Origin of the sequence: Solidesulfovibrio fructosivorans JJ], from assembly GCF_000179555.1 — a bacterium.
Taxonomy (GTDB): Bacteria; Desulfobacterota; Desulfovibrionia; order Desulfovibrionales; family Desulfovibrionaceae; genus Solidesulfovibrio; species Solidesulfovibrio fructosivorans.
The window spans coordinates 31353-57612 of the sequence record NZ_AECZ01000004.1; the positions used below are offsets into that span (position 1 = coordinate 31353).

Genomic DNA, 26260 nt, shown 5'->3' on the forward strand with positions numbered 1-26260 from the left:
CTCCTTTTGAAATTGGTGTCCTCAACGGCACGGGTGAAGCGAACGGCGCTCCCCTGACTGTTGAACCCAAAACACAAAAGGAGCATCAAATGGATTCCGACTCGAAACCGCACACTGAGTATCAAAACTCCATCGGTGGAACCGGCGGCCCTGGCCTCCCTGGTGGTCCGATCAATCCTTTCAAAACGAACGACAACACTCCCCTTTCGATTGACGACCTCAACAACGAGGTCCGCAATGAACGCATCAACATGTTCGTGGGCATGACCGGCGGCGTCGGCCTGCCGGGCGACCTTCAGTACAATGAACAGGGCAAGGTAGTTTCCGACGTCTCCCCGGAAGTCGAAGCGCAGTTGGTCAAGCTCACCCGGGACAAGATCGACAAGATGGACCTCGATGAGCTCAAAACCCTCATCGTTGAAAACAACCGCGAACTGGTCGACACCTTGAACAAGGTCCACGCCCATAATGGGAATCGTGGCTACACGATTGGCCGTGCGCTGTTGCGAGTCCAGTACTTGACCGACAGCGCCAACCTCAAAAGCGGCTTTTCAGCTTGGATGAAGGAAAACCTGGATCGGCGCACGCTGAGCAAGCGTACTTGCCAGAAGTACATGGACATCGCTCGAATGGCGGATGCGCTGGACTACTTGCCACTCGGGATCGAGAAGTTGGCGGCTCTCAGCCCGATCCTGAAGCAGATGGAAGGGCTGAACCCCACTGCTCCCATCCGTGATTTCACTGAGAAGCTCGAAGTGAACCTGAAGGACTGCCAGGACGTCGAAGCGATGCGTTTTGAAATCGGCGTCGGCATGGGGATGGCTAAGCTGCGCCATCATGGGTTCACGGAAATGCCCAAGGAGCTTGTCCGCAAGTTCATGGAAAGCGGCTTCGAACTGAACAAGAAGGACTTCGACGCGATGAAGGTCGCCCAGGAATCCGGCGGTTCTCCCACGAAGTACCTTGAAAATATCATTAAATTCAACAAGCGCCCCGACGCTTCCCACACTGGCGGAGCTTCCACTCCTCCCAAGAACCTGATGGAGCAGACCCAGGAAATCCGCGATACTGTGACCAAGCTCCTGAAGGCGCCCACGATCAAGGGTAACATCAATATCGACCGCATCGACGCCCTTATTCAGGATCTGGAAGCTCTGAAGTCTCGACTGAAGTCCTCCAGCAATCAGACGGCTGAATCGACCACATGGATACGCCGTCCGAAACCGGGTCTTCCATGATCCCGCCCACCGCAACGGATACGGCTGAGACAGCTTCCGCTGCTGAATAATCCGTAACAACAATGCGCCCCTTGGCCGGAAGGTTGAGGGGCGCTGACTCAAGGAGAATATTATGCTACTCCACATATCTTCCCCCACGGTCAAGCAAGTCCTGGCGTTTCATGCACTGTACCCCGAATGGCCACTGAATGTTCTTCTCTCTTACGCTATCGAACAGCATTTTCAAGAGTTCCAGGAGCTGCATCGTAAAAGCATCTGTAGTCTTATACTGGATTCTGGCGCTTATACCCTAAACAAAAGCTCCTGGACAAAGCGACCTAAGGATATCCTTCGCGGGTATGCCAACTTCAGCGAATTCTCGTCGAAGTACTACGATTTCATTTTCAATCTGGATGAAGATTTCACGTTGCACGGTTACGACGTCAACATGTTCAACCAGATCGAACTTGAAGAAGCGAACCTTGATCCCGTTCCCGTTGTCCACAACCTCGACAATGATGAACCGGACCGCTTCATCGACCTTGGCTATGACTTGGTCGCCATTGGCCAGTGCGAAGGTGGCCGGCCGTTCAAGAAACTGGGGCGCGTTGTCAACAATTTCCACGAAAATAACATCAAGGTCCACCTGTTCGGTGTCACGGAAATAGAACTGTTGGACAAATTGCCTATCTGGAGCTGTGATTCAAGCTCCTGGGCACAATATGTTAAGTACGGGCAGGTCATGTGGTGGAACTCGGAGCTCGTGGACTGGAATCCCATGGAAGTTCTCTACTTCCCCAAACGCCAGGTGGAGCATGACGCCAGCAGGGGAAGCAACTATTGGGATTACATTTATCAGGAGCAGTTCGACCATTACATCGAAAAGAATCTCGGCCTCACTGTTGATCGTCTCCTGGGCAGTAACAAAGAGTATTATCGAGGGTTGGTGAACATCTTATTCTTCAAGGAGATGGAACGCTACATCACGGAGCGTCACAAAAAGGTCCACGGCTTCATCTTCGATGAATAAGCTGGGATGAAATACCTAGGGTAAAAAGGGCGGTCAGGGATGGCTGCCCTTTCTAATTTTCAATAAAATCAGTAAAATTGGCCTGTTACAAAATGCAGGTTCCTGCACTTTTCGCAATGACGCTGAAAACCGAGAAAATTTGATGAAAAATCAGACCAAATCACTGTGATCAGGGCCAGGGACTTTCGACACCCAGATCGAGAAATTGTCTCAGGATAACGGAACGATTTAAGCAGATTGGCAGATGCGCCCCACTTTCTACCCGGTGGCATCGTCACCAGCAGTCATTAACACGGACTCCCCCTGCTCTGCCATGGTTATCCTCGCTTACCTGCGTGGCCAGCTGCTACCGCCCCTGTCCTAGCTCAGGATCGTCCACGAGACAGGCTTGGTCCTCCCCGATCAGCATCCGTCATCAGCTGCGCCAGTGACGAACCCAATCGAGATGAAAAAGTCAGGCTACCCCTATTCCCATCATTTTATAGAAAAAGTATGGCGAGCAAATAATATCTATAACATCTCCATCGACAGGAAAAGTGCTATATAGAGACGTCGCCAACTACAGCAAATAGATCAGTTACAGATTTTATAACCAAGGAGTAATTTGCACAGTTTGAAAAGTTTTTAAGGACAAGCTCCTGAACGCTATATGGTTCCGATATAGTTGCAGCAGATTCGCAAACATTAATGGCAATTGCCTGCTCTGTCTCACTCGCAAGCGAAAGCATTTTACACAGATTTTTGCAAACCAAATAGACTAATCAAATTTAAGATCTTAAAAAATATTCTTTTCAAATTGGAGAAAGATTAGCAAAGTTTGTTTCAAAAGTTGCTGAAAGTTTCTTTCGTTCCTTTAGCAGGAAAAGTTTCTTCTCCTTCAACATTGCTAAACTATTGTGAGACAGGAGGGGGTGCGATTAGCAACCCCCCTCTAATATATATACCCTTTTTTAACTTTAACTTCTGTAAGATTTCAATGGGTTACCGCAGTTAGAGTTAAAATAACTTTAACTGCCCAACTTTGAGTAACTACCCAATTTTTTAAGATTTTTTCAGTTAAATCGATTTTAACATTACTTAACAGCTTAACTACCCACCACTGTTTTAACTGAAATTGGTTATTTGTTTAGTCACAACGAATAGCCGCCTGTTGCAGCTTCTTTGATATGTTTCCCGTTAACGGCAGCGAGTATGTAATTCCGAGCTGTAGCTAGCTTTATCTGTTCATTAGGATCAATCGCGTTAAAAACTTTTACGACTTCTGTTTTCAACTCTACCTGCGTCTTCGCATGACCACCCAAGTTAGTTATAGCTTGAATGACACAAGCAATATTTTTCTGCACTTGCGAAAAAGACTGGCTAGATTGGCCTGGAGACGTTAATGGGGAAAATCTCAAATTTCGCATCTCAAGCACAACATCATCGTTCAACATAAAGTTCCTGGCTTTTTTGTGGATGAATTTGAATTTCTTGTCTTTTTCTTTATATTCGAGTTCCCAGGTATTAGGAGACCAATCACCTATAGCACTTGCACCGCGCCCACCACCAACGCCTCGTTCTTGCTTAAATTTCCCATGGTGGTGTATAATTAACGGCGAGACCTTGAGGCTTTCACAGAATTCTGAAAAATTGTCTAAAAGCCTACGCATCTCGTCATTTGAGTTTTCATCCTTATTGTGAAAACTTATAAGCGGGTCTACGATGAGAATGTCGAATCCTATCACGCCATGCTGTTTTTTGATTATATCTTGAAACTGTTTACTATCGATATCACCAGAAGCCCTAATGTCCTTTCTTCTACCGAGAAAGAAAAGCTTCTGTTGAATAACATCATCTGGGATAGCGTAAGCGCCGCGTATAAGTTCGAGCCTTCGTCTCATTCCAACCAAAGAGTTTTCGGATTGCACAAAAAGAACACGATGTCCGCCATGAAGCACTTTAAATTTGTCCAAGAACCCATTGGCTGGGGGGAAAACCAGATCCATTGCTATTTGCAAGGTCAGGACTGACTTGCCAGCCCCACCGTATCCAGTAACCAGCAATGGTTCATCTTTTGGCCAAAAATTGTCTATAAGAAACTCAAAGCTTGTTTGCGCTGTTAGCACATCATACGCATTGACAATCCCATACTCAGAATCATGAGAAGAACTGTTCGCTCCAGAGGAGAAACCGAGTTGCATATCAACCCCTATAGGATTTTGGGCAATAGTTTGCTTCGCTCGTTGAATTTCACGCTCAAACCACTTAGGATTTCCTCTTGCCTTTTCTCCAATGGGATAGCTTTGATAAATAGCTCTTATTGTCGATTCATCGACATCGGCATTGATCAATCCCAAAAGAACGGACCAAGATGGTTCAGACCTTTGTCCTTGAAGAAATGTGGTAAGGATTTTCTGTTTCGTATCATCTGACAAATTCAAATTCGACAAAAAATGGTCTAGAGGAGCAATCTCCAGAATCTGTTTCTCGTTTATCCTGTCGGGAGGACTCTGTTCGTCGTCATCTTTCTTGCCGCCATCGGACTTTTTGCTCATCTCTAAAAGCCAAAACGGCGCAGGGGCAATCGGTACAATTTCAGCAAAGACATAGGGCTTTCGCGTCTCTGGATGCAACGAACCGGGACAAAGAACTTGGCCACCGATGCCACGGATGTCGAAGATTCCCTTTACTGAACGGCAAAAATATTGTTCATCCCCGGAGGGATACTGGAAATAGTAATGAAATCGTTCACCGTGACCGCCAGTTCTCACCTTCAAGGTCATGGGTAGCGGCTCATCTGGATGCTTCTCTTGCATCCATGCGTCAAAGAGACGCGGATTATCGACATCGAGCACCAGGACACCACTGGCTGGGCCACAGGCTACACCCGCGCGGTCGGTGCTGAAATCCGTTCGGTCAAAGGGCCGCTTCTCGTGACACCACCGATTCCAACCTTTCTCGGCCGGAGCTTTGTACTTCTTGGCCGCTTTGGCCAGCGAACCGTGCTCCTCGATCTCTGCTGGGGTCGGAAATCCGTCACGGAGGGGGATGAGGGAAAGTGTCTGGGCCAGAAACGCAAAAATCGTGAGTCGACCGTCAGCGTCAAGCTGATCGGCCTGCTGGACCAGTCGGCAAATTTCGTTCCAGGTGGAGTCCATAGTGATTCCAGCAGGTTTTTAGCACAGCGCTTGCCAGCCCTCAACCACTCCTCGGTTCGATTGTCAGCATGGAGGCAGAACGATCCGCTTCTTCAACTCCGTCACTATTGCTGCAACTCGTAGAGATATTAATACCTGGCAAATAAACTATAGAAAGTAACTTTGCAATTTACTCAACGCCATGGGCGCTTTGTAGATTTTAAATCCAATCCTAGCAAATTCGCTGGGAGATGTCTTATCTTGAAGAGACATCAAGTCAAAAAATAAACGTTTCTTGGGATACTATGGGATTGATCGCAGCGATGCTCCTCGAATTATATCTCACCAAGAACGACCAACTTGTTATGGACAATCCAGACAAGGGAGAGGTTGCGACGGAAGCTAGCCCGTATGTATCGAAGATACAGAAGTCGTGGTGGCCCATATTGCCGGACGAGGTTCATGGCAAACCGAAGTCCGTTGATCAAAATATTGATCTTCGAGCAGCATGATAGATCAAGTAGAATCATGCTTTGGAATATGGATGCGATTAGACGCGGGATGGCTTCAACGGATTGAAATTGACCAAAGGAAACCCTTATGGAAAATTCTTATGGAGACGAAGAGCTTGATTTCCATGAGGGCGACTGAAGTTTGTAAGAAACTATCGATTGGTATTCGATGTATCAGGTAAATTAAAATTTGAAATGATCTATAGAAAAATTGCCACCTACAAAAACTTAACCCCGCTGTTTTCGAGTAGCACAGCATTATTCAAAGCTGCTTAAATTTTCTAGACAACCTTGATACATCGAATACCGATTGACGTAGCCGTATGCGGGAAAACCGCTTGTACGGTTGCAACAGAGTGCTAGGATCGGTGACGGTTCCTTTCGACTCTTAGAGCTGCGGTTCCATCTGACGAAATTCAGGTAGGACCGTGAGTCTGTAAGCTGCAAAGTAGATTCTTAAACAAAGGTCTTCATTCGTGAAGGCCTTTTTCTTGTTCGAACGGCAAAATCCTTGCGTCTATCCGCCCATCTCCTGCTCCAGCCACGGAAGCGGTCCTGGGACACCCCCTGTAAAATCCCTTCTCCTGCGCGTTCGGGGCTCGTCCTATGGTTTGGTGTCCCCTGACAGCAAAAACCCCAGGATCGGGCACCTCCTGCCAATTTACGAATTCCATCCCAGAAACACGAGAGATTTGATGCATTTTCACCCCTGAAATGCGCGTTTTCCCGCGTTTTTCAGCAATTCGTAGAGATATATACTGTAAAATAACATTTCCATGCAAAAAGAGTCGTTATGGGAGCCAAGAATGGTAATTCAACTGACGTTTCGGACGGGAAGGCGAAGAAGAAGATCGAGTCGAAGTACGATCCGAAAACTCTTCGTAGCCTTGTCAAAGAAGGTCTGGATGCTCCTGCGATAATGGAGCGCATGAGCATCAAGCATAAGCAGACGCTTAAGCAGTACCTCCTGAAACTCATCAGCACGGATCGCGTGCTCTACGACGTGAAGGGATTGTACCTGAAGGACTCGAAGCGGCCGAAGGTGAATCAGCAGGGCATCCTGAGGATTAACCTGAAAGCCCACGACCTCGGTGATCTCGAAATCAACGAAAACGACGAGTTCTCGGTCGAGGTCAGCGAAGGGAAAATCATCTTGACCAAGATTCTCCCATAACACTCCAACCGAAATGTCATGCGGATTCGTCTGCGTGGCATTTCTTCTTTTTTAACGCATTGAACATGCACTGTACTTTTTTTGAAATGAAAAGACTTCTCCTGTACTGGATTGATCTTAGACAAAATCTGTCAGCCAGCCAGCGTACGATTCTTCGCAAGGAATTTGCGATTTTAGCCACAAAACTACAGATATAATAATTCAGAAATACGTTTTAATGAACTATGGCAAAGAACCGTTTTACCCAATACCGTAAATTGGCCCGAGCAAAATCAATAACTGCAAGAACTACAAGCGGTTATCTTGCACTTTTCAAGGCCCAGTGTGAAGGGGGCAATTTTCAATGTTTCTTTCCAGCCTCCTAAAATTGAAAAACCCAATTGGAGGATTTTATGAAGGTCGAACCGATCGTCAGCGCTAAAGATATCAAGAGCATCAAAAGGCTCTTGAGTAATCGTCCTCGTGACCGGTTACTCTTTATCTGTGGGTGCAACTCAGGATTGCGTGTACAAGATCTTTTGGCTTTGAAAATTGGCGATGTAAAATATACCAATATTGGTGATCGCATTGTCATCCGTGAAAAGAAGACGGGCAAGGAAAACGTTTTCATGATCAACAAGGAAATCAAGGTGGCGCTTGACGAGTACTTGAAGACCATCGAGGCTAGGGACGAACACTTTCTGTTCAAGAGCCGAAAGGGCAAAAATGAACCTTTACCACATATGCCGTAACAATGTATGTGCAGCAATGGTGCGACGAGATCAACCTTTCAGGGAATTACGGAGCGCATTCGCTTCGCAAAACCTGGTGTTACCACCAAAGAAAGACTTATGGGACATCGTGGGAAATCATTGCAAAAAGGCTCAATCATAGCAGCCCAAGCATCACTCGCCGTTACATCGGTGTGAAGGAGGAAGAAGTCGAAGAAGTTTTGATGAAATCGATCTAAACTTTTAACAAGGGGACTTACCTCCCCTTTATTTGAATCCCTTCCCCTCCTGCATTTCTCTTAGGCATTCAATTCGAACATCAACCTGAAACAGAAGAGGTTTTTTATGGGTGTCTATCAACGTGATAGCCGTTGGATGGTCTATTGGCATGTCAACGGCAAAAGACACGACAAATCCTTTGGTCGTGGTGATCTTGCTCAGGCCAAAGCACAGGTTTTCGACAAAGCTGTCCAGAATGCCATCGAACATGGTTTAACGATTCCTGATCCTGAGACCGCGACGGCATCGGTCCAGGTGGTCAAGACCGTCAGCACGACGGATGCTCCCACGGGAGAAGTCCTCGGACAGAAACCTGTCGGAATCACCCTGCTCGAGCTTGGTCATCGGTATCTGGATCACATGCGTGCGTCGGGGCGGACGGATAAGCACATCCGCAACATCGAACGGTTGCTGGAGAACCAGTTCGTACCCGTGATCGGTGACAAGCCGGTCGACTCCCTGACCTACCAGGGCGACATGGTTCAGTTCATCCTTCACTTCAAAGGCGTCAGCGGCACCACCAAGAAGACCAGATCGCAATACACGGTCAATAAGTACTGTGATTATTTGAGTTTCATCTTCAACTTTGGCATCGACAATGGCTTGACCAAGGTCAACCCGCTGAAGAACTGGAAGAAACCGAAGGTGCAGCCCTGGGATTTGAAGCTGACCCTGGATGACGCGAAGAAGATCATGGCCTGCGCTGAACCGCACCTGAGATGGGCTATGGAGGTGTGTTTCAACCTGGGCACTCGACCGGGGGAATCGGAGCTCCTGTCACTACGTTGGGAGAACATCGATTTCACCGCCGGCACCGTACGTATCTACGCTACCAAAACCAAGACCTATCGGACGGTCCCGATCAATCCCTCCTTCCTGAAGCGTCTGGAGGAGGAGAAGGCATCGAGCCAGTCCGAGTATGTCATCGAGTATATGGGACGGAAGCTGACGACGATCCGAAAGGCATTCAAACATGCCTGTCAGCGAGCCGGAATCACCTACCCTACTCGTATGTACGATCTTCGGCACCTGTTTGCGACCACTCTGCTCAGCAGAGGTGCTGACCTGGCTGCTGTGTCCAAGATGATGGGGCATTCGACCGTGAAACTGACGGCGGATACCTACTACCACTACATGGAGGGAGAAAAGGAAAGAGCTGTCCGGCTGCTGCCGGGTTTAGCGGTTTAGTCCTGAATGCGGGATATCTCTGCAGGAGGTATCCTCCGATGATTGAATTATGATGATCTCATGCAAAAGGAGGCGAGTATCCTTGGAAGAGAGAGCTCGCCTCCATTTTTTTGGAATATCATTATTAAGTATCATTTGTTAAAAATACTTAGGCATGTCACTATAGAAGTATTCTGTTTTATTACTTGAATTTCGATGATACTAAATCAGAATGGTGGGGTGCCAATCTGTTTCGGAGAGGCAATAGGTAATTTGGCGGACAATACCGATGTAGGTGGTCAATTAAGGAGGGGAAAAGTCGTGAAATTTCTGCTAGTTATTATAAGTTATTTTATAGCGGCCTCTGGCGAACAAAAGACTTGACAAGCATAGAGAGATAATCGAATTAACAAAACAAGATAATAAGTATTGATATGCGATGCTTGCCCTTTTGGGGTTGAGAAAGAATCAATGAGAGGATCATGTAATTTTAAAAATAATGAGATATTTTTGGATGTTACAAGTTAAAAATAAACCGTTTACGAGGAATAGGCTAGGAGGCCTTTATATGTAAAAGAATTTTTGAGTTATAAGGATCTGAACGTATTTCAAGCATAGCAAGTCAACCCGGGTTAATTTGTGGAATAAGGTCATGGCAAATTTTACGTATGCAAATAATGTAAAGTTGATACTCCAAACTTTATCACAACAAAAAGAAAATCTTCAAACTGGAGACAAACTACGTGATTTGGTAAATGAGGTTTGTAGATTTTTTATCCCGCCATTTCATGGATTAGTTTATGGTGGGAGGATAGTCCCACAGACTGGATCAGATGCAGGGAATGATATTTATGATTTTTCCGCAATACAATCAAGCGGAACTATATCTGATGATGCAGTTGGGATGATAACATCAAAAGTATCAAAACTTAAATGGAATATACTCGACGAAGCTACAAAAAAACATATTAGTGAAAAAATCTTAAAAAATAAATTTTTATTTATAGCGAGACCTATTTCAGGAGTCTTTAGTAGATCGATTGGATATGTTTGGGCTATATGTAATGAAAAAAGTGCTACAATTACAGAAGATTGTATTGAAATGTCATCGTCTTTTATTTCACTGTTCATGCATCAAATATTAACGCAGAATGCCTTGGAAATGCTTGGGAAGCCACAAGCTAGCGAAATTAAATCGTTTGAAGAGGGAGCTTGTTTTATCTCTGAAGCATTACTTTCGGCGTTGTCATGCAAAGCTGTAATTATTTGGCGGCTTGTAGTTGATGCTGAAACTGGAAAAATTGAGCTCCAAACTATTGCGACCGCAGGAGAAGCCTCCGGATTAGGTTTTAGTATGGAATATGGGGAGGGGGTTGCGGGGAAATGTGCAGAATTAAGTTCTGAAATACTGATTGATGATTTGTTGGATAAAAAAGAATTAGATTTATATGATATTAAACGCTTAGCACAAGAAAAAATTGTTCGATCAAAAAAATGGGGATCAGCATATTTTGTCCCGCTCGAAATTAAAAATAAGATATTGGGCGTTGTTGGTTGTTACGTAAGTCGTAAAAGTGCTTTTACATCTATTGAATGTGAAGTCTGTCGAGCGTTCACTCAAAAATTTTGTGTTATGATAGACAGTATGCAGAGAAATGAAGAACAAGAATTGATAAAAAAACGACTCATTGCAGCTTCTCCAATCATTGAAGCAGGTCTTCTTGCAATGGAAAACATGCATGATGTTTTGAATACATTGCTTGTCGTGCAGGATAAAATCGAAAATATTAAACGAAAATACAAAAAAGGTGAATCTGCTCACGATATTGCAGATAGAATTGTACCCCTTGTTGACAAAGCTTCAACAATGTTAAATATTACCGTAAGACAAGGGAAAATAGATCAGCTTAATTTATCTAAGATTGACATAAAAAGTATCATTAATTCTGTCGTATTAGATTTGCAGGATTTGATGAATAACCACAAAATCATAATTGATTGTAGTGTAAAAACACAAAAAATTTATGCAGATGAGCTAAAAATAAGGCGTGTTTTTTGGAATTTGTTTGACAACTCAATATATTTTTTGAAACAAAGATTCAAACGTGAAAGGCGAAAAATAAAAATATCCTCAGAGTTAAAAAGTGATAGAGTTATTATTATATTTGAAGACAATGGGCGTGGCATTCAAGACTCAGTAAAACCACATATTTTTAAATTTCTATTTTCAACCAAAGGCGAATTCGGTTCAGGCTTGGGGCTTGCTATATGTGAAACAATCATACAGGCACATCGCGGTCGAATTTGGGTCGATTCAATTTTTGGTCAGTACGCAAAATTTTTTGTTGAGCTTCCTTTGAATTATTTTAGCTGTAAAGGATAATTTTATGATAAAATTATTTTGGCTGGACGATCAGATTAATGAGCTGGAAGTGCTGCGTCAATTGCTTATTGAAAATGATTTTGAAATAGATATTTGCAAGACAACCGAAAGCGCATTGCGGCAAATTAAAAGTAAAGACTATGACATTATCTTAGTTGATTTAAGATTGCCAGGATCAGATAAGAACGGTATTGATTTTATAATAGAATCATACAAAATTAGGCCAAATTGTAAATATGCTGTTTTGTCGTCTTTTTTATACAGGGCCATGTTTATTGATGGATTACGTAATCTTCATGGCAATCCTCCTGTCCTTGAAATAGATAAGTGTTTTGGAATCTATGGAAGCAACTCATTTTATGAAAAATTTTTACAGAAGCTTATCGATCTATATTCTTATGACACAGGTGAAGTTATAAAAAAATACAGCTCAGGATTAGATGTAAATTCAATTGATCCATTTGAAATAACCTTGGATCAATATGAAAGCATGTCTAGTCGTGAGAGAGATACTCTTTTTCGCCAAGCATTCACAAAGGCTAAAGATCTCTTAGATAGAGCATGGGCAATGGGCTATGAATGGGTCATGATTTGTAAGTGTATGGATTTAGATTATGGCGCAACCGAGTATAACTTGAAACTAACTGAAGATGAGATTTTAAATATTTCAAAAGATCGCAACGCTGTTCCGTTCGAATTTTATAAGCCAATTGAGTCAGCAGATGTTTCTTGGACAGGGTGTGGGAAAAATGAAAATACACACTGGTATCCAACAGTGACTTTTAAAGTAAATGGAAGAAAAGGAAACCCAAATTTCCTAAATATTCATTTTGATACTGGAACATTTGAATCTGTGGTAAGCTATGAAATATTTAGAGAAATAGGAATTATTTCACAAGATTTACAGCCAAAAATAAGTCAGCGAAAAGAAACGGGTGAGTTTTTATTAGTCTATTTACTGCACCCTAAATTACATCTTTTTGGGCAACGAACAGAACAAACGGCATTAGTCCAACTGTTGGGATTTGCAATCAAAGATTGGGAGCAAACAAGCTGGGCAAAATTTTGTACGGATAAGTGTGATGAATATCTTACAAAAGTAGGTAAACGTTTGTGCCCAGAGCGTATAGGTCTGATTGGGAGGAGTTTAATTACTGAAAACAAGGTAACATTGATCCTTAATGGCAGAGATAAATTTACTGATTTTGTCACAGAAAAATCAAAAAATAGAGGAAAAAAATGAGCTTTTTAAATACATATTTTTGTATTCCATCACTTGTCGGATACATATTGTTTGAAGCATTACAAATGCGTGATTGCATGTGGAAAGGTTCGGCAATAAACCCTTTTAAAACTTTAAAGGTATACCTAATTATCGTTCTTATTTTAGCCGCAATAGCAAGTTTTCTAGGAAAAGTATTGTCGAATGGAACAATACCAAGTGAGCTATTCATAGGTTTTTCGTTGCCGTCTAGTATCAAAGTTCTTCAGCGAAAATCAGCAGAGGCTGATAGCATCTCCAGCGACGATAGTTCGTTAAAAAAACTAGAGACAGTGACTTGGTATTCTCTTTGGAAGTATCGTTTTTTACATTTTATTTCGTGTCTTAATATCTATTTTGGGCGGTAATGTTTGAATGAAAAGCACTCTACTTTTTTTGCCATCATTTATTACGGAAGCTTCTTTGCTGACGAGTCAAACGAAAACAAAATTATTTAAAATTTTCAAACTTCTTTCTGATAATCCACGACATCCAAGCCTACAAACTTCAAAAATTAAACCACATAATATTTTGTATGAATGTCGTGTTGACAAAACCTATCGTTTGGTTTTTGATGTGCAAAACAATCAACTTCGCCTTTGGTCCGTAGGTAGACATGATGGCCCCCTCAAGTTTGGAGAATTAAAATCAGCCACATCTATTCATAGTGATGACTCAAGTGTTGAAGATGCCATAGATTTTATGACAAACAGACAATTTATTGAATTGGATTATAATAATATCGTATATATTTTATTAAATAAACAAAATGTATGATTATTTGTTGTGGTTTTTTGGAGAATCAGTCAAATGCATTTTTAATTGCTAATTAGACTAACTAGATGAATATTTGTAACAAAAAAAATAGCTAATAGTCTTGACCATCTACGGAATTGAGCTTTCACTCCCAAGCGCATTTTTAGAATCTTTTCGGAATCTACTGATAACTAACAGTAGATATTGATGAATACGAGTCTCTTCTTGTTATTGGTGGTTGAAATACTCGCCAACGGCGGACCAACGACGGACCAATGTCCGATTCTCAGACCGAAAAATAGAGGAAGATCCCGTTGGCACTTCGCCAACAAGATCACTTTGTGATAGGGGCTTATGGAAGGATTTTAGGGGGTTAGGTCACGCTTGTGGTGTGTCAAGCAAGCGCTCTCCCCCTGAGCTACGGTCCTATAAACAGAATCAGGGAACAGGCTAAATGCCCCAAACTCGTCCCGAAGTCAACCCCAAATCTTTCGTTCCCAAGAAAAAGTTGGGGGCCAAAACCGTTGGCTTCGTTGGCGCGTCGTTGGCTCGGGGTAAGTACGGATTTGGTACGGGGAGGTCAAGGGGTTTTTACTCTGGGGAAAGATGCTGTGTTTTGGGAAGACCTAGGTGAGGATGGGAGCTATGAACGGAAAAGTTTGTGAATACGGCATGTTATTATGGTTGACATAATAACTAAAACTCAAATGACAGGAAGTTGCATTAGAACTGTACTGACGGTAACAGGAAGTCGTCTTCTCCGAGAGAACGATTTTGACAAAAAAAGTGACAGATCTGAATGCTTAAACAATGTATATTTCAAGTGCAATAGAAAATGTCTATCATTTTGGTATATTTTCTAGCCGAATTTGTAACTTGCAACCAAATTCCTGAAAGAATATTTTGTCTTAGTTTTCACAAAATCCAAGCCCATTGCTTTTGGTACGTGAACATCCTGGCTCATTCCCGAAGGGACTAGATTCCCCCCCGTGCAAAACATGAACATACCCCAACACCGGCCAGGGACTGTTCATGATCACTTCGGTAGTGAGGCAGTTCGCACGGGCATTGCAATAATCATTCGATAACTATCTGAATTAACTAGAAATTGTCAATATCCTGTGAACGGTTGCCTGATCGGGGACTAAACTTATGGCACGTCCAGAAGATTACGTTGGAAAAAGTTTTGGTTTCTTTCAAATAGAAGAACATATGTCATACGGTGCTGAAGCTGAAGTTTATTCTTGCCGTCATCTACTGACGGAACGCTATTATGTTTTAAGACTAGACATTCACGATAACAATTTGTGGGACAATGAACCTCTTATTCCACCAATAAACGCATCTCTTGAGCACAATGGAGCAAAAGATAGTTGGGAAATTAATAAGCATATGCGCCACGCCAATGCTGTTCCCTATTACGGAGTTAGAGACAATCGCTATTTAATACCTGTATCCTCACCATTCAGAGTTAAAGGAGCTTGGGATATTGACCAAGTCCTTGATGCAGTTCCGTTGAATTCAGAAATCTTTATAGGACTCATGGACTCAATGGGTATATATGAAGATGCAATTATGGCAATGTATGCAGAAGCCTTGCATATTAATGAAATAGGCGAAGAAAACTACAAGAAGCGATGGGAATATTTGACTGGTGGAAATATACTAATGTCAAAAATCAGAAACTCGGGACTTTCTATTCCAACAAATGAAATTAAACGAAACAATATATTACAGTTGCTTTCTTTTAAAGACAGCAATTCTCCTGAATTAGCAGACAATATATTTATAAAATTATTCAGATGCCTTGTATGGCAAAAGATGTCTCTTGGTCACATTATTAATACGCTTATGTGCCCTCATTTTAGGTCGAATATTACCCCCTCCGAAGTGAGGCAAATAATTCAACTTTTCAATTCCCTTCAAGGAACATCCTTTTACACATGTGAAACTCTTAACAGGAATTTATTATGGCTTCAGGATATTTTACAATCATTGTTTCATAAACCATTTGACAGAGATAAAGAGCCAGAGCATTTCGAAGAGATAGAGAAACAGCCTAATTATACAAAATATTCACTCCTACTGCAAATGCACCTTGGCAAGCCGTACCCAGTAATACTATTGCAGCCATTATAATCGTACATAATGCAAATAGCTCAACATTTATCCGTTAGATGTCTGCAGCAGAGGAGACAGCCCATGGATGCATATTGGTACATATCTGATGATAAAATAAAAATTTTAAAACAAGATCTAAACAAATTCAAGTTGAAAGATATTGTTTTTAAACTAAAGATTCCTTTTTTTGAAGCAAGTATGTCAACTGAGAAGAAGGAAATATTGGTACGAGACTTAAAGGATGTTGAAAAAGCTATCCTTTCGCAAAATGTTGTACCTGAATTTCAAGACCTTCCAATGCATGCACAGAACATTTTTTTTTCATTTCAGTGCAAAGGCGCACGACGCGTAGGAGAATCCTGTTATTGGGTCGCATCAGTGCGGGGGGATACAGCTTTACTGTTAGCTGGATCGGCAACAAATGGCATAGGCAGCATGCCACCGGAAACGAAAGAAGAATTATCCCCATCACTTGATCCTATTGGAACTATTTTGAAAGTTTTTCAAGGGGCCAAAGAAGATGATTCAATTTCGGAAGCGCTTAGCTTCGCGTGGCAGGCAATCATCAGAACCTATGTTGGATCTTTTGCCAGCCTTCCAAAAGTTCAAGGACTGGCAATCGGAGCTGGTGTCTTTTCTTCCTACCTTCCCCAGATAAGGAGAGCAGGCCAGAAGAATATCCAGAAGATTGTTGTGGGAACACCGATTTACATTCGTCAAATGTAAACTGTTTTACAATTCAATTATTTTTAATGAACGACTCTTACAGTGAAGGAGATCCAATGAAGCTCTCAAATTGCCCCCTCTGCCAAAAGCAATTCCCCATTTACCTGGCAAGATGCAAGCGTTGCGGCACAGTCTTTTGCGACGCTTGTATGGAGGCAGCGGCGCAGACCGAAGGCAAGCTCACCGTCGGCCCGGGCCCAATAGCCGTCATTGGATTCGTGTGTCCCTCTTGCCGCTCAACCGAAATTGACTTTCCAGACTGAGTAGGTACTCGCTCACGGGATAATCAGTGCCTCAATCCCATATATTCCCAAGGCTTCTTTTTCCTTGGGGCTCTGGCTTCTGCAGCAAAAAGTGCAGGAAGCTACGTTTTTGAGGTCTAGATAAAATTTTATGTTATTCTAGACCGTCGCTGGTCAACTATTCGCTATCTACTCTCTAATATTCACCGATAGGCTGAGTATGCACTCTTCGGCTATCATACTTATGCTTACAAGCTGGACACTCCTTATTCCTTGACCCAGGAATATTAGACAAATGCCTCAGCACATGAGATGATTCCCAACAGTTCAAACAATATGGATCACCGAACGCTTTACCGTCCTCTGCAATATCATAATATGCATCATAACACTTAATAACTTTTCCCTTAATCTCGAGAGCATTAGTCAATCTTCTAATTTCGTCTTCTTTTGCGTGAAGCATGTCTTTAATCTCAGAGCTTGATATCTTTAAATCGGAAAGTGTCAAAGAAAGATCTGCTTATTTCATTTTCCACTCAGCTTCTTTAAACGATTGATTTGTATCCTTCAAAATATTTATCAAATCATTAGCGGTTTTAATGCTTGACAACATTGCCGCTATAGCAGAAATATCAGGCATATATAACTCACTTTAGTTTTTCCGACAAATACCAATTCCGGAGCTTCTTCATCTTCATTCTTTCAGAAAAACCCCTGCGCTGTACCCAAACTTTTCCCCACCCCGGCCCCGCCCCCCGGACACCCCCTTATTTCGCATCTTACTGCCCTCCCCTGGACAGTTTTGTACTCCTCAAGGTTTTTTTCACGGAGGAAAGAGAAACGGGCGTTAACGGTGATGGTGGAAGATGAGTAGTTAATTATTTCAGCATGTTAATTAGAAATGCCAGTACGGTTAATGTCTATTCCACGAAGATCACACTTCTCATATAGGCACAGCACCTTCAACCTCCGCCACCCCTGAAGTAGAGTTTGTACGATTAAGCACATCACGTAATTGTTTTTTATTATTTACGTTTATAACGACATACGATCCAGAAGGCATGGAAATACTGACTGTATATCTTGTCATGTAGAGCCCAAACATTCCAGCATGAATAGCTTCGTAACGATACCTCCCATCAAGCGCAACAACAACTGGTCTATATAACGTTTTAAGACATCTAACATACATACGACACTTTGAAATAACAATCATCGAAAGAAAGTAGTCACAAAAAGCTGACACAGATCCAATCATAAACGCAATAAGTGCAGATACATACATGAACATCTTCCAAAATCCATGGTCAAAAAACAATAGTGCCGACATAAATCCAACAGAGAATAACGGCATTATACACATAAAACAAATAGCGGCATAGCTTTTTTCTAAAATAAAAACTTCGTCGATATTTCTGCCTGCTGAATTCGCTTCTGCAAGCATCTCCTTCAACTCTAAATCGTTCTTATTTGTGTAGGCAGAATATATATACAACAAAATAACAAAAACAGGGATACAAAGTGAAAAACATAGTAAAAATATAATTTTTAAACTCATTTAAGCACTCCATCGCCAAAGCCCCACGTCACCTCTTTTCACAGGACGACGTGGGCCATTTTCGCAACTATTCCAAAAAATCCAGTTAGCTAGCTACTTCTTCTCCAGCACGATCTTCCCCTCTTCCAGACAGGAGACCTTGAACTCATCGCCCTGCTTGAAGCCGTAGTTGGCCAGGAGCGTCGGGGACAGACGGAGACCAGCATGTAATGATCTCACAATTAACTCGTAGAAATAATTTTAAATTTTATTAAATAAAAATCAACACAAATCGAAAACAATAAATATACTAGAATCGCAACGACAGGAGCAAAATATGACACCCCGCAAGAGGATTTTTTGGTAGCATCTTTTTTTAATTTCAACGTATTCTTCTTAAATCGCAAATAATACAAATAATTTGAAAAACACAATGAAATCATTGAATATACAACAAGATAAGAATAGCCTGCCAGAGGAAATATTCTAGCAATTATTAACGTTGTACATATTTTACATAAAATAAAAAATACTATAGAAACACCCCACATTTTTCTGTAGATAAAATAAAACGGAAATGGCCCAATAAAAGTAACAAGAAAAGCACTCCAGTTAAATGAGATAAATTTTCCGAAGAAATTATGAAGACTTTGCTTTTCAAGTTTTGAAAATCTCGCAAAAATTGGAATAAAATAGCTGCTGTTTTTGCCAACAAATAGATTAGCTGCTTCTGAACAATATTTGTCAGACATCTGATTCAATGCATCAGTCATATAAACGAAAGCCTTCGCGTATTCATGCTATACGCTTTGATTCTCTATATCCACTTCACGAGTAAAACAAAAGACCCACGCCAACCTATTTTCTTGGACGACGTGGGCCTTTCAACACAACCATACGAAATATAGCTACTTTTTCTCCAACACAATCTTCCCAGCCTCAGGGGCAGAGAACTCAAAGCTATCCCCTTCATTGAACCCGTAGGACTTCAACAGGGCTGCGCTCAGATGGATTCCGTTCTTCCCAAACTTCGGAGCACCAGGCTCTTCGCCTCTTCACTTCAGCCCTGTTTCCAATAGGCTCTATCCCTACTCCCCACAAGGTCTCCTGGCCTTCCCTGGCTCACCCAGCTTAAGTCTCCAGAAATACGTCAGAAAAAATTGCATGCCTGCTGGCTTAATGGTATCTTCCTGTCATCATTGGATATATCCTGCTTAAAAGAAAGTGTCCCAAGTCATCAAGGACAAAACCCAGCACCTTGCCAACCTGGGCAACTACCACTCTGTAGGACAGGAGAGACAAAGAATGCAAGACCATGAATCCCCTGATTTCATAGAAATGAAGGATGAAATCATTGCTACTTTTCATCCAGTTGAACAACTCTTCAGGATCATGGATAGAATATCCATTGAAACTGAAGGGGTAACACCACAAGCATGCGCCCAAATTGGCTTAGAACTTTCTAAAAACTTTTACGCAAAGATCAATATTATTTTTGATATCTATTCACCTAAAGACATAACTTAAACAAAAAACTTTGCCAGAAAAACTCACAGGCTAAAGCTGTCACCAATGAAGCAAAAGACTATTCATTGTAGTTTTCAAGTTCTTTTAAAATGTTCATAAGTATTACTGTATTCTTCGATGAAGTAGCCTTAATAGATTCAATCAACTTAGATGAAGCATCTTCTTTTCTAGAAACTTCTTGCACTTGAAACGAGAACAATTCTGGAAGAGTCACATCAAGGGATTCTGCCAGACTATTTAAGGATTCAAGGCTCGGGTTTCCCCTTCCCCGTTCAATCTCTCCCAGGTGCTTGAGCGACAATCCGCTTTTCTCAGCAAGCTGAAGCTGGGTAAGTTGTTTCTTTTTTCTGAGCTTTTGCAGGTAGTTGCCAAAGGCGAGGTGAATATTTTCCATCGTATCCCCCAGCAATTCAATACGGTTTTGCGCCGAGGGTACGAACCAGACAGAATACTTTTTTGTTCTTGAAAATAGGAAGTAAATTACCTACACGTACAACGCGCCCTGCCCGTTCGGCACTCAGATCCCCTTGGGCATGAGGAGGCAAGCGAGCTGCTTGGCTAAATCAAAACATGATCAATAAAATATTTAGTTTCCTTTTATGTGTACGTTTTTAAAATCTCCTTAGAAATAAACAAAGGAGATAAAATAATGTCAAATGAAGATTTACTTGAAGTATTCACTACCTCTGACAAATTGGCTAAAGAAATTTGGAATTTATTTAAATCTGGCAAAGAAGCGAAAGCTATTAAATACTTTGACAGTGGATGTGATTATTTTGGAAAAGACAAAATGATTCAGGCTATGTACGAAAATTCATAACTTAATATTTAAAACATTTGGAGTGAGTTACAATGAAGAATATCATCATAGCATCACTAGCACTGATTGCATTTTTTATTTTAATTTATTATATTTTAAGATTTATTTCTAAAAGACATAAGACTCTTATAAAGAATATAATCCAAGAAAGAATGCAACCACCAATCTATTGGCTAGAAATATCTATGCATGACAAAGCAAATAGAACGACAAAAACAATCAAAATTTGTCCAAATTGTTTTGCTCGCCATGAAACAGATGGTTCAACCTGTGAAAAATGCGGTTGGTCCGCACAATCCTCTTCCTCTGGTCAGCATCAGTAACCACCAAAAGACGCATAGTGGGAGTTTTATGCAGAATTTTAGGATAACTATTCACTTATGTGGGAAATCAAAAAGTCTCACCCCAGCAAATTGAGCACCCTACTCCCAAAATCAGAAGGAAAGTGGTAACAGAAGAAATCAACCTTAACTCTCTAAGAATAAAAGTGAGCCCACGTCTTCCAGAAAAATTGGTTGACGTGGGCTTTCTTTGCTTTGACGTTTTAAAATCTAAGCAGATTTTGCTTTTGCTTTTGACTTTGCCTTTGGATTCTTCTTTCCTTTTGTCAAATCAACGCAGAAAATCCCATCTTCACCTTTGATAACTTTAAATTTGTGTGAACCATCCGTTGGTATTGCAGGAATCTTTTCAAGCAAAGAACCAATATAGATAGCATTTACAATTGCTTTTGTTGCAGGAATAGTCAAATCTTTTACTTCAGCCCTTCCAATGTCATCTTTATCATAAACTTTGAACCCAAGAGTCTTTGTATCCCCATCGTATCCAATCGAAATATATGTCTGACCTGTTTGAATGCCCATCATATCAGAAGCCTCTTTCGAAAATGTTACCTGCCCACGTCGCATAGAAATTGAAACAGTCGCTCCTTTAATTGAAGGAACATAAGGCACTATCTCTTCTGTGAAAAATTTCATAGCCATAAGAAAATACCTCATTGCTAGTGGTTCTTGCAATCAATAAGTTTCCTTGAAACATCAAGTGAACCTGTTGTCAATAGGATTTATTGAAATGAGGAATTTCGTTCCTCGGCATGGTTGTCGGTTGTTCCTGCCATCGGCAACATCGAAGTCCCCTCGCCTGCGAGCTCTACCCAGACAGCTCGTCCCCCTTCTTTTCGAACCAGCACATACTTAAAACTACTGAATTTTCGCATAGTTAAATTTATTTTGATCTTGGGCCAAAAAAGTTGCCAAATGTTTATTTACGCTCAGGAAAAATCGGGCAAGCTGATCCTCATAGCCCGGCCCGCGAGCGCGACTCGGCCCGCGCCGTCAATCAGGCTCGTATCCGGGTTCACCACTCAGCACACTCATGGCCTGGGTGGACAGTTGGCAGAGGCAGATGAGGAGCAGCATGACACCTGACTCAAACCGTTCCATTGGGCAAACCTATCAAGACAAGGAGGAAATGAACATCTATTAGAAACAATCAGAACAAACAACCAACACTATCAACCAGTGACAACAAATTGCAATGCGTCTTTATGGCGAACCAACAATTAATCTATTCAAAAATCAAAATTAAGGAGAAATTAAATGGAAACATTTCTTTCGAAAGAAAACATCAAACTGCTTGCGTATTTTAATAATGAATGTTTTATAGTAAACATGACATTCAACGAAAACATAAAATATCCACAGGAACTTAAAACGCTGAAGAAGATGAAGCCGAAGGACGCCATTGTGTACGCACGTATGCTTATTAAAAAAGAAAATACACCTTTTTTAAACATACTACTTCAAAGAAGTACTTGTATGAAAGTCGTTAACCACCTACATGGCTACACAGATAAACATATAGGTAAACGCCATCACCCTTATAAATTAACATATTATAGCAATGAAATGCGTGCATACAAGCCTAGAGACTACTTTGCACATATTTATTACAATAAGGGCAAAGAAATCACTATATCTCTTGGTGGGAATAAAACTGAGCATGTCAAACTAATACCATTCAAAGAGATAGAATGGCTAAGATATCAAGATTCCGTTGCAAGACAACATCAGCTAGACCTACAGAAGAAAAGAGACGATCTGATTGATGCCTTCTTCGGCTCTGAACAACCTACAAGCACAATGACACTACAGTAAACTAGCGACATCAAAGAAGGCGAGCCTTGCAAAGCAGGGCTCGCTTTTTTTCGCCCTTAAGCTCATGGTAGTAGACGTCAGCCGTCATACGCGTCGTGCTGTGTCCTAAGAGCTTCGACACCGCCTTCAAATCCGCCCCATTCGCCAGCATGGTTGACGCGAACAGATGCCTTACGTCATACAAGCGGACTGGATACGAAATACCAGCCTCTTTCAACGCAGACCGAAAAGAACGCTTTACGTTAGTCACCTTATGCCCATTGTACTCAATCACATACTCACTCTGCGCTTGATTCTGCCTTTCCAAAAGCCTAGTCTTGAAATATTCCGTTAGTGGTATCAATCTATCTGAAGTTTGCGTCTTTGTGCCTCGTATTCGAATAACATCCCCGTCATAGTCGATATCTTCCCATTTGATCCTGAACAGTTCAGAATTCCCTGGACGAGTGCCTAGTTCCCATAGAACTTCCAGTGCCCATTTAAGATGTGGTTGCGCTTTATCCAAAATACGTTGCAAGTCATCAAACGTAAGCTTAAACTCCCGTTTAGGCTCTCTTGCCTTTTTCCATGTCCTCATTGGATTATTCGTCGTCAATCCTTGATTAATGCCAAAGTTCAGTATTGTTCGTAAACACTCTAAATAACGATTTCTTGTTGCAATTGATTTTAAAGAAAAACGATTAGCGACCAGCATGACATCTTGAAATGAAAGTTGATCTACCGGGCAATAACTTAATACAGGCAAGAAGTGATTGTTGACGAGTGATGCAATGCTCTTTCGCCAAGACTCATTTTTCCCTTGACTTTTCAGAAAATCCAAATAGACTTGTGCTAGTTCGTCAAGATACAGCGTTTTTCCCTTTAAAGACGCTATGGTGAACACATGGCCACTTTTGATTTCATCCGCCCTTTTTGCCGCGTAATTCATCCCTGCTTCACCCTTTCCGAAGTACTCCTTACGAGGAGACACCAAACCCGGCACACGATACTGAACATACCAATTGCCAGTATGTGTACAGCCTACGCTCATAACTCCACACGCCGAAAACCTTCTTTAGAACTTTGCTCCCTACTACAAAAGCGACTCGAATCCACCATCCATAAATCAAGATCAGATCTTTTAAATCTATTCTTTCTAAGACCATACTTTGGTATCTTGGTAGCAAAGGCAATGCGAGCAAAATACCGAGGCGAATATCCGCAGTACCTAGCTGCTTGAGCTACATTGAAATACTCTTGCATGTTACCATATTGTTCAAAATGTATTAGAATGTAACAGATTATACACAGATATACTGACAATTTAAACTAAACAATCAGCCGAGTTTATCCTAGACCAATCCTGCCAGATGACACAAGGAGTATGCAACATGCTTAACGATTCTTATAAAAACTTAATAGACAAGATAAACAGCAAATACTCCTTGATTGACTACTTATCAGATTTAGATACTGGGATTAAAAACAAAAGCGGCAATTATACCTGCCCTCTTTGTGGCCATGATTCATTTTCTGTCTTTGAAGATACCACTGTCGGATTATGCCATTGCAAATCTGGATCATGCACTTGTAGCTTTAAAGGCGATATATTTTCGCTCTATCTAGCAAAGAACCCTAAGAAAAAATTTACCGATGCAATCAAGTACTTTTCTAGCAAAGTTAACATAGACTATATTGAAGAGCTAGAGCTTACTAAAAATTTAAAGTGGCAACTGGATTACTTAGCAAAATGTAGGCAATATTTAGCTTTTTACAACTTAAATGCAAGCGATATCATGAAAAATTTCACCAGCATTAACTGTGAAAATGAAGACTTTGCAGTAAATTCTAAAAGATTTTACAGTGTTCTTAAAGGAAATATTGAAAGCTACTCTATGATGTATAAAGTAGTAACTATTTTAAGAACGGAAATAACGGATGAAAAGTTAGAAAGATACGAAAAGGACAGGATTAGAAATGATTACCATAACGATCAAGTGAACCAATACTACAAAGAAAGAAATACAATAAATGCAATATTGAGAGAACTTAACATCTATTCCAAATACTACAAAAGATTTGATTGATTTGTTACAGATGTGCTAAAGCACACAAAAAAGAGGTGAATCAAACTTCACCTCTTTTTTGTACAACATTTTATTGGTTAGATAGAAATTATCATTAGAATAGAAAAATTTTAAGATTTTTTGTTTTTAACCTCTGTTATTTGTATTTATAGGAACAAAAGTACCGTTTTTATGGTGTAATTTTTAATTTGAGATTGTTGTAGGCAGATGGTTTAATTTATTAGTAGAAAAAATGATTTGTTATGTAGCTTAGAAATAATACGAATTTGAAGTGAGAGAATTTATTTAAATTGATACTTAATAATGTTGGCTAATTTTTGTTAAATCTTAAAAGATGGAGGTATGAATAAGAAATTTTGAAATAATGAATAGTGTTTTTAAGGACTATTGTTTTTTTGTTTTAGCTATGTGATATAATGAAAATTCAGTTTAGTAAGACGAAAAATATTGTTGTAGATAGAAATATTTTTGCAGATTTTTAGTTCGAATATTTTATAATCAGTATATTGTTTTTTATTAATATTTATATGATTTTTTGCTTTATTAATTGTAGATTGAATTGAACTGAAGATGGGCTGAATTTGGTGAATATTGATTTTAATAAGTAGATAAAAGTTTTTTTGCTAATATGAGATAAAATGTTTAATCTATTGAATATAGATTGAATTAGATAGAAAGTTGATAAGAGTTGGATAAAAGTTTGATAAATGTTAGGATAAATTTAAAAAAGATGAAGTAATATGAAGTTGTTGTTTTCGTGTTATGTGTATTTATAGGATCAAAAGTCCAGTTTTTTAATCTGCATTATTTGTTCGATTGTATTTTTGATTTTTTCTTTTATTGTTGTTTTGATTGTTGGCTTTTTAAGTCCATAATTGTTTTTATAGTTTTTTGAATGTAGAGGATAAGAAGTTTTTAATTATTTTTGAGATGATTGTAGAGAGATGTTGTAAGAAGAGATGAAGTTGAAGAAGAAATGAAAGAAGAAGGGGTAGTTGCTCTTAAGGTTATCCGTATTTATGGGGGCAAAAGTCCCGTTTTCGCGCGCGCCCGAAAATTTTCGGCAGGATCAGGCCGGGAGTTGCGCGGGGAGCTTGGCGAAAACCCTTCTGCCGCAAGGCACTTTACCTTGTGCCCCCCTCTCTCCCAGGACTACCGAAAAATTCTGCCCTGCGCTCACTTGGCCGTATGGCGACGAAAACCAGCTCCCCTACCCTTTCAGGCCAAACTGCCCGAAAAACGGCCAGAAAGCCTCGTTTTCGGCCTGAACCAGCTGGCAGCCTGGAAACGGCCCTAAAATGCCGCCTGGGGAGCTTTCCACGGATCAGGTGATGGGAACCTTCCCTTTCCTGGCCAAATGCAGCCAGCGCCTTCCTTCGTTTGCCATGCTACCCATAGCGACCTTCCATCTGGACAAGCGCGCCCTATTCGGGCCAAGTTTACTACGACACCCAGGCAGC

General features: G+C 41.0%; 20 protein-coding genes and 2 pseudogenes. 15 read left to right on the plus strand and 7 right to left on the minus strand.

The window, feature by feature from the left end; all coding sequences use genetic code 11:
* Positions 1-89: 89 nt before the first annotated feature.
* Together DESFRDRAFT_RS04020 and DESFRDRAFT_RS04025 are read left to right on the plus strand one after the other, a co-directional pair.
* Positions 90-1238 (plus strand): hypothetical protein, encoded by a 1149-nt coding sequence (locus tag DESFRDRAFT_RS04020; protein WP_005991367.1) that lies wholly within the window; start codon positions 90-92, stop codon positions 1236-1238.
* Between the two features lie 112 nt (positions 1239-1350).
* A complete protein-coding gene (locus DESFRDRAFT_RS04025; RefSeq protein WP_005991369.1) occupies positions 1351-2247 on the plus strand; it encodes a hypothetical protein in 897 nt (298 codons plus the stop codon).
* 1130 nt (positions 2248-3377) lie between these two features.
* Here the strand turns inward: DESFRDRAFT_RS04025 and DESFRDRAFT_RS21050 are convergent.
* On the minus strand, positions 3378-5384 hold the full coding sequence (locus DESFRDRAFT_RS21050; protein WP_005991371.1) for an AAA family ATPase: 2007 nt from the start codon (positions 5382-5384) through the stop codon (positions 3378-3380).
* A 1284-nt stretch (positions 5385-6668) separates the two neighbouring features.
* Between DESFRDRAFT_RS21050 and DESFRDRAFT_RS04035 the strand changes: the two genes are divergently transcribed.
* The 8 genes and pseudogenes from DESFRDRAFT_RS04035 (at position 6669) to DESFRDRAFT_RS21870 (ending at position 16452) form a co-directional block, all read left to right on the plus strand.
* Complete coding sequence (locus tag DESFRDRAFT_RS04035; RefSeq protein ID WP_005991373.1) at positions 6669-7049, plus strand: hypothetical protein; 381 nt, start codon at positions 6669-6671, stop codon at positions 7047-7049.
* Positions 7050-7441: 392 nt separating this feature from the next.
* Positions 7442-7998, plus strand: a pseudogene (locus tag DESFRDRAFT_RS04040) (tyrosine-type recombinase/integrase).
* A gap of 106 nt (positions 7999-8104) precedes the next feature.
* A complete protein-coding gene (locus DESFRDRAFT_RS04045; RefSeq protein ID WP_005991378.1) occupies positions 8105-9226 on the plus strand; it encodes a tyrosine-type recombinase/integrase in 1122 nt (373 codons plus the stop codon).
* A gap of 631 nt (positions 9227-9857) precedes the next feature.
* Complete coding sequence (locus DESFRDRAFT_RS21055) at positions 9858-11588, plus strand: GAF domain-containing sensor histidine kinase (RefSeq protein WP_005991380.1); 1731 nt, start codon at positions 9858-9860, stop codon at positions 11586-11588.
* Positions 11589-11592: 4 nt separating this feature from the next.
* Positions 11593-12831 (plus strand): response regulator, encoded by a 1239-nt coding sequence (locus DESFRDRAFT_RS21060; protein WP_005991382.1) that lies wholly within the window; start codon positions 11593-11595, stop codon positions 12829-12831.
* A 393-nt stretch (positions 12832-13224) separates the two neighbouring features.
* Entirely contained in the window at positions 13225-13626 is a 402-nt protein-coding gene (locus DESFRDRAFT_RS21860) for a hypothetical protein (protein ID WP_144004914.1), read from the plus strand.
* 1131 nt (positions 13627-14757) lie between these two features.
* A complete protein-coding gene (locus DESFRDRAFT_RS21865; RefSeq protein WP_005991384.1) occupies positions 14758-15744 on the plus strand; it encodes a hypothetical protein in 987 nt (328 codons plus the stop codon).
* A 63-nt stretch (positions 15745-15807) separates the two neighbouring features.
* Positions 15808-16452, plus strand: a complete 645-nt coding sequence (locus DESFRDRAFT_RS21870) for a DUF7019 family protein (protein WP_005991386.1) — start codon at positions 15808-15810, stop codon at positions 16450-16452.
* Positions 16453-17637: 1185 nt separating this feature from the next.
* On the opposite strand, the gene DESFRDRAFT_RS21875 is transcribed toward DESFRDRAFT_RS21870, so the two are convergent.
* From DESFRDRAFT_RS21875 to DESFRDRAFT_RS21065, 3 genes and pseudogenes are all read right to left on the minus strand, one after another.
* Complete coding sequence (locus DESFRDRAFT_RS21875) at positions 17638-18252, minus strand: DUF443 domain-containing protein (RefSeq protein ID WP_005991390.1); 615 nt, start codon at positions 18250-18252, stop codon at positions 17638-17640.
* 93 nt (positions 18253-18345) lie between these two features.
* Positions 18346-18453: pseudogene (locus DESFRDRAFT_RS21615) on the minus strand (ArsR family transcriptional regulator); the annotation flags it as partial.
* A gap of 20 nt (positions 18454-18473) precedes the next feature.
* On the minus strand, positions 18474-19004 hold the full coding sequence (locus DESFRDRAFT_RS21065) for a DUF2628 domain-containing protein (RefSeq protein ID WP_005991392.1): 531 nt from the start codon (positions 19002-19004) through the stop codon (positions 18474-18476).
* Between the two features lie 532 nt (positions 19005-19536).
* Between DESFRDRAFT_RS21065 and DESFRDRAFT_RS21880 the strand changes: the two genes are divergently transcribed.
* Complete coding sequence (locus DESFRDRAFT_RS21880) at positions 19537-19758, plus strand: hypothetical protein (RefSeq protein WP_144004915.1); 222 nt, start codon at positions 19537-19539, stop codon at positions 19756-19758.
* A 58-nt stretch (positions 19759-19816) separates the two neighbouring features.
* On the opposite strand, the gene DESFRDRAFT_RS20600 is transcribed toward DESFRDRAFT_RS21880, so the two are convergent.
* On the minus strand, positions 19817-20152 hold the full coding sequence (locus tag DESFRDRAFT_RS20600) for a helix-turn-helix domain-containing protein (protein WP_081458406.1): 336 nt from the start codon (positions 20150-20152) through the stop codon (positions 19817-19819).
* Between the two features lie 255 nt (positions 20153-20407).
* On the opposite strand from DESFRDRAFT_RS20600, the gene DESFRDRAFT_RS22485 reads away from it, so the two are divergent.
* The gene (locus DESFRDRAFT_RS22485; RefSeq protein ID WP_158306961.1) at positions 20408-20578 is read left to right on the plus strand and encodes a hypothetical protein; all 171 of its coding nucleotides are present in this window, start codon (positions 20408-20410) and stop codon (positions 20576-20578) included.
* A gap of 32 nt (positions 20579-20610) precedes the next feature.
* On the plus strand, positions 20611-20901 hold the full coding sequence (locus DESFRDRAFT_RS21885; protein ID WP_144004916.1) for a hypothetical protein: 291 nt from the start codon (positions 20611-20613) through the stop codon (positions 20899-20901).
* Positions 20902-21129: 228 nt separating this feature from the next.
* Here DESFRDRAFT_RS21885 and DESFRDRAFT_RS21890 read toward each other — a convergent pair whose 3' ends face one another.
* A complete protein-coding gene (locus tag DESFRDRAFT_RS21890) occupies positions 21130-21561 on the minus strand; it encodes a hypothetical protein (protein WP_144004917.1) in 432 nt (143 codons plus the stop codon).
* A gap of 615 nt (positions 21562-22176) precedes the next feature.
* On the opposite strand from DESFRDRAFT_RS21890, the gene DESFRDRAFT_RS21895 reads away from it, so the two are divergent.
* The gene (locus DESFRDRAFT_RS21895) at positions 22177-22734 is read left to right on the plus strand and encodes a hypothetical protein (RefSeq protein ID WP_005991394.1); all 558 of its coding nucleotides are present in this window, start codon (positions 22177-22179) and stop codon (positions 22732-22734) included.
* A gap of 10 nt (positions 22735-22744) precedes the next feature.
* On the opposite strand, the gene DESFRDRAFT_RS04050 is transcribed toward DESFRDRAFT_RS21895, so the two are convergent.
* Positions 22745-23764: a tyrosine-type recombinase/integrase gene (locus tag DESFRDRAFT_RS04050; protein ID WP_005991396.1), complete on the minus strand. Its 1020-nt coding sequence runs from the start codon at positions 23762-23764 to the stop codon at positions 22745-22747.
* A 340-nt stretch (positions 23765-24104) separates the two neighbouring features.
* On the opposite strand from DESFRDRAFT_RS04050, the gene DESFRDRAFT_RS21900 reads away from it, so the two are divergent.
* Positions 24105-24800 carry a hypothetical protein gene (locus DESFRDRAFT_RS21900; protein WP_005991398.1) on the plus strand — a complete coding sequence of 232 codons (696 nt, stop codon included), beginning with the start codon at positions 24105-24107 and terminating at the stop codon, positions 24798-24800.
* Positions 24801-26260: the final 1460 nt, after the last annotated feature.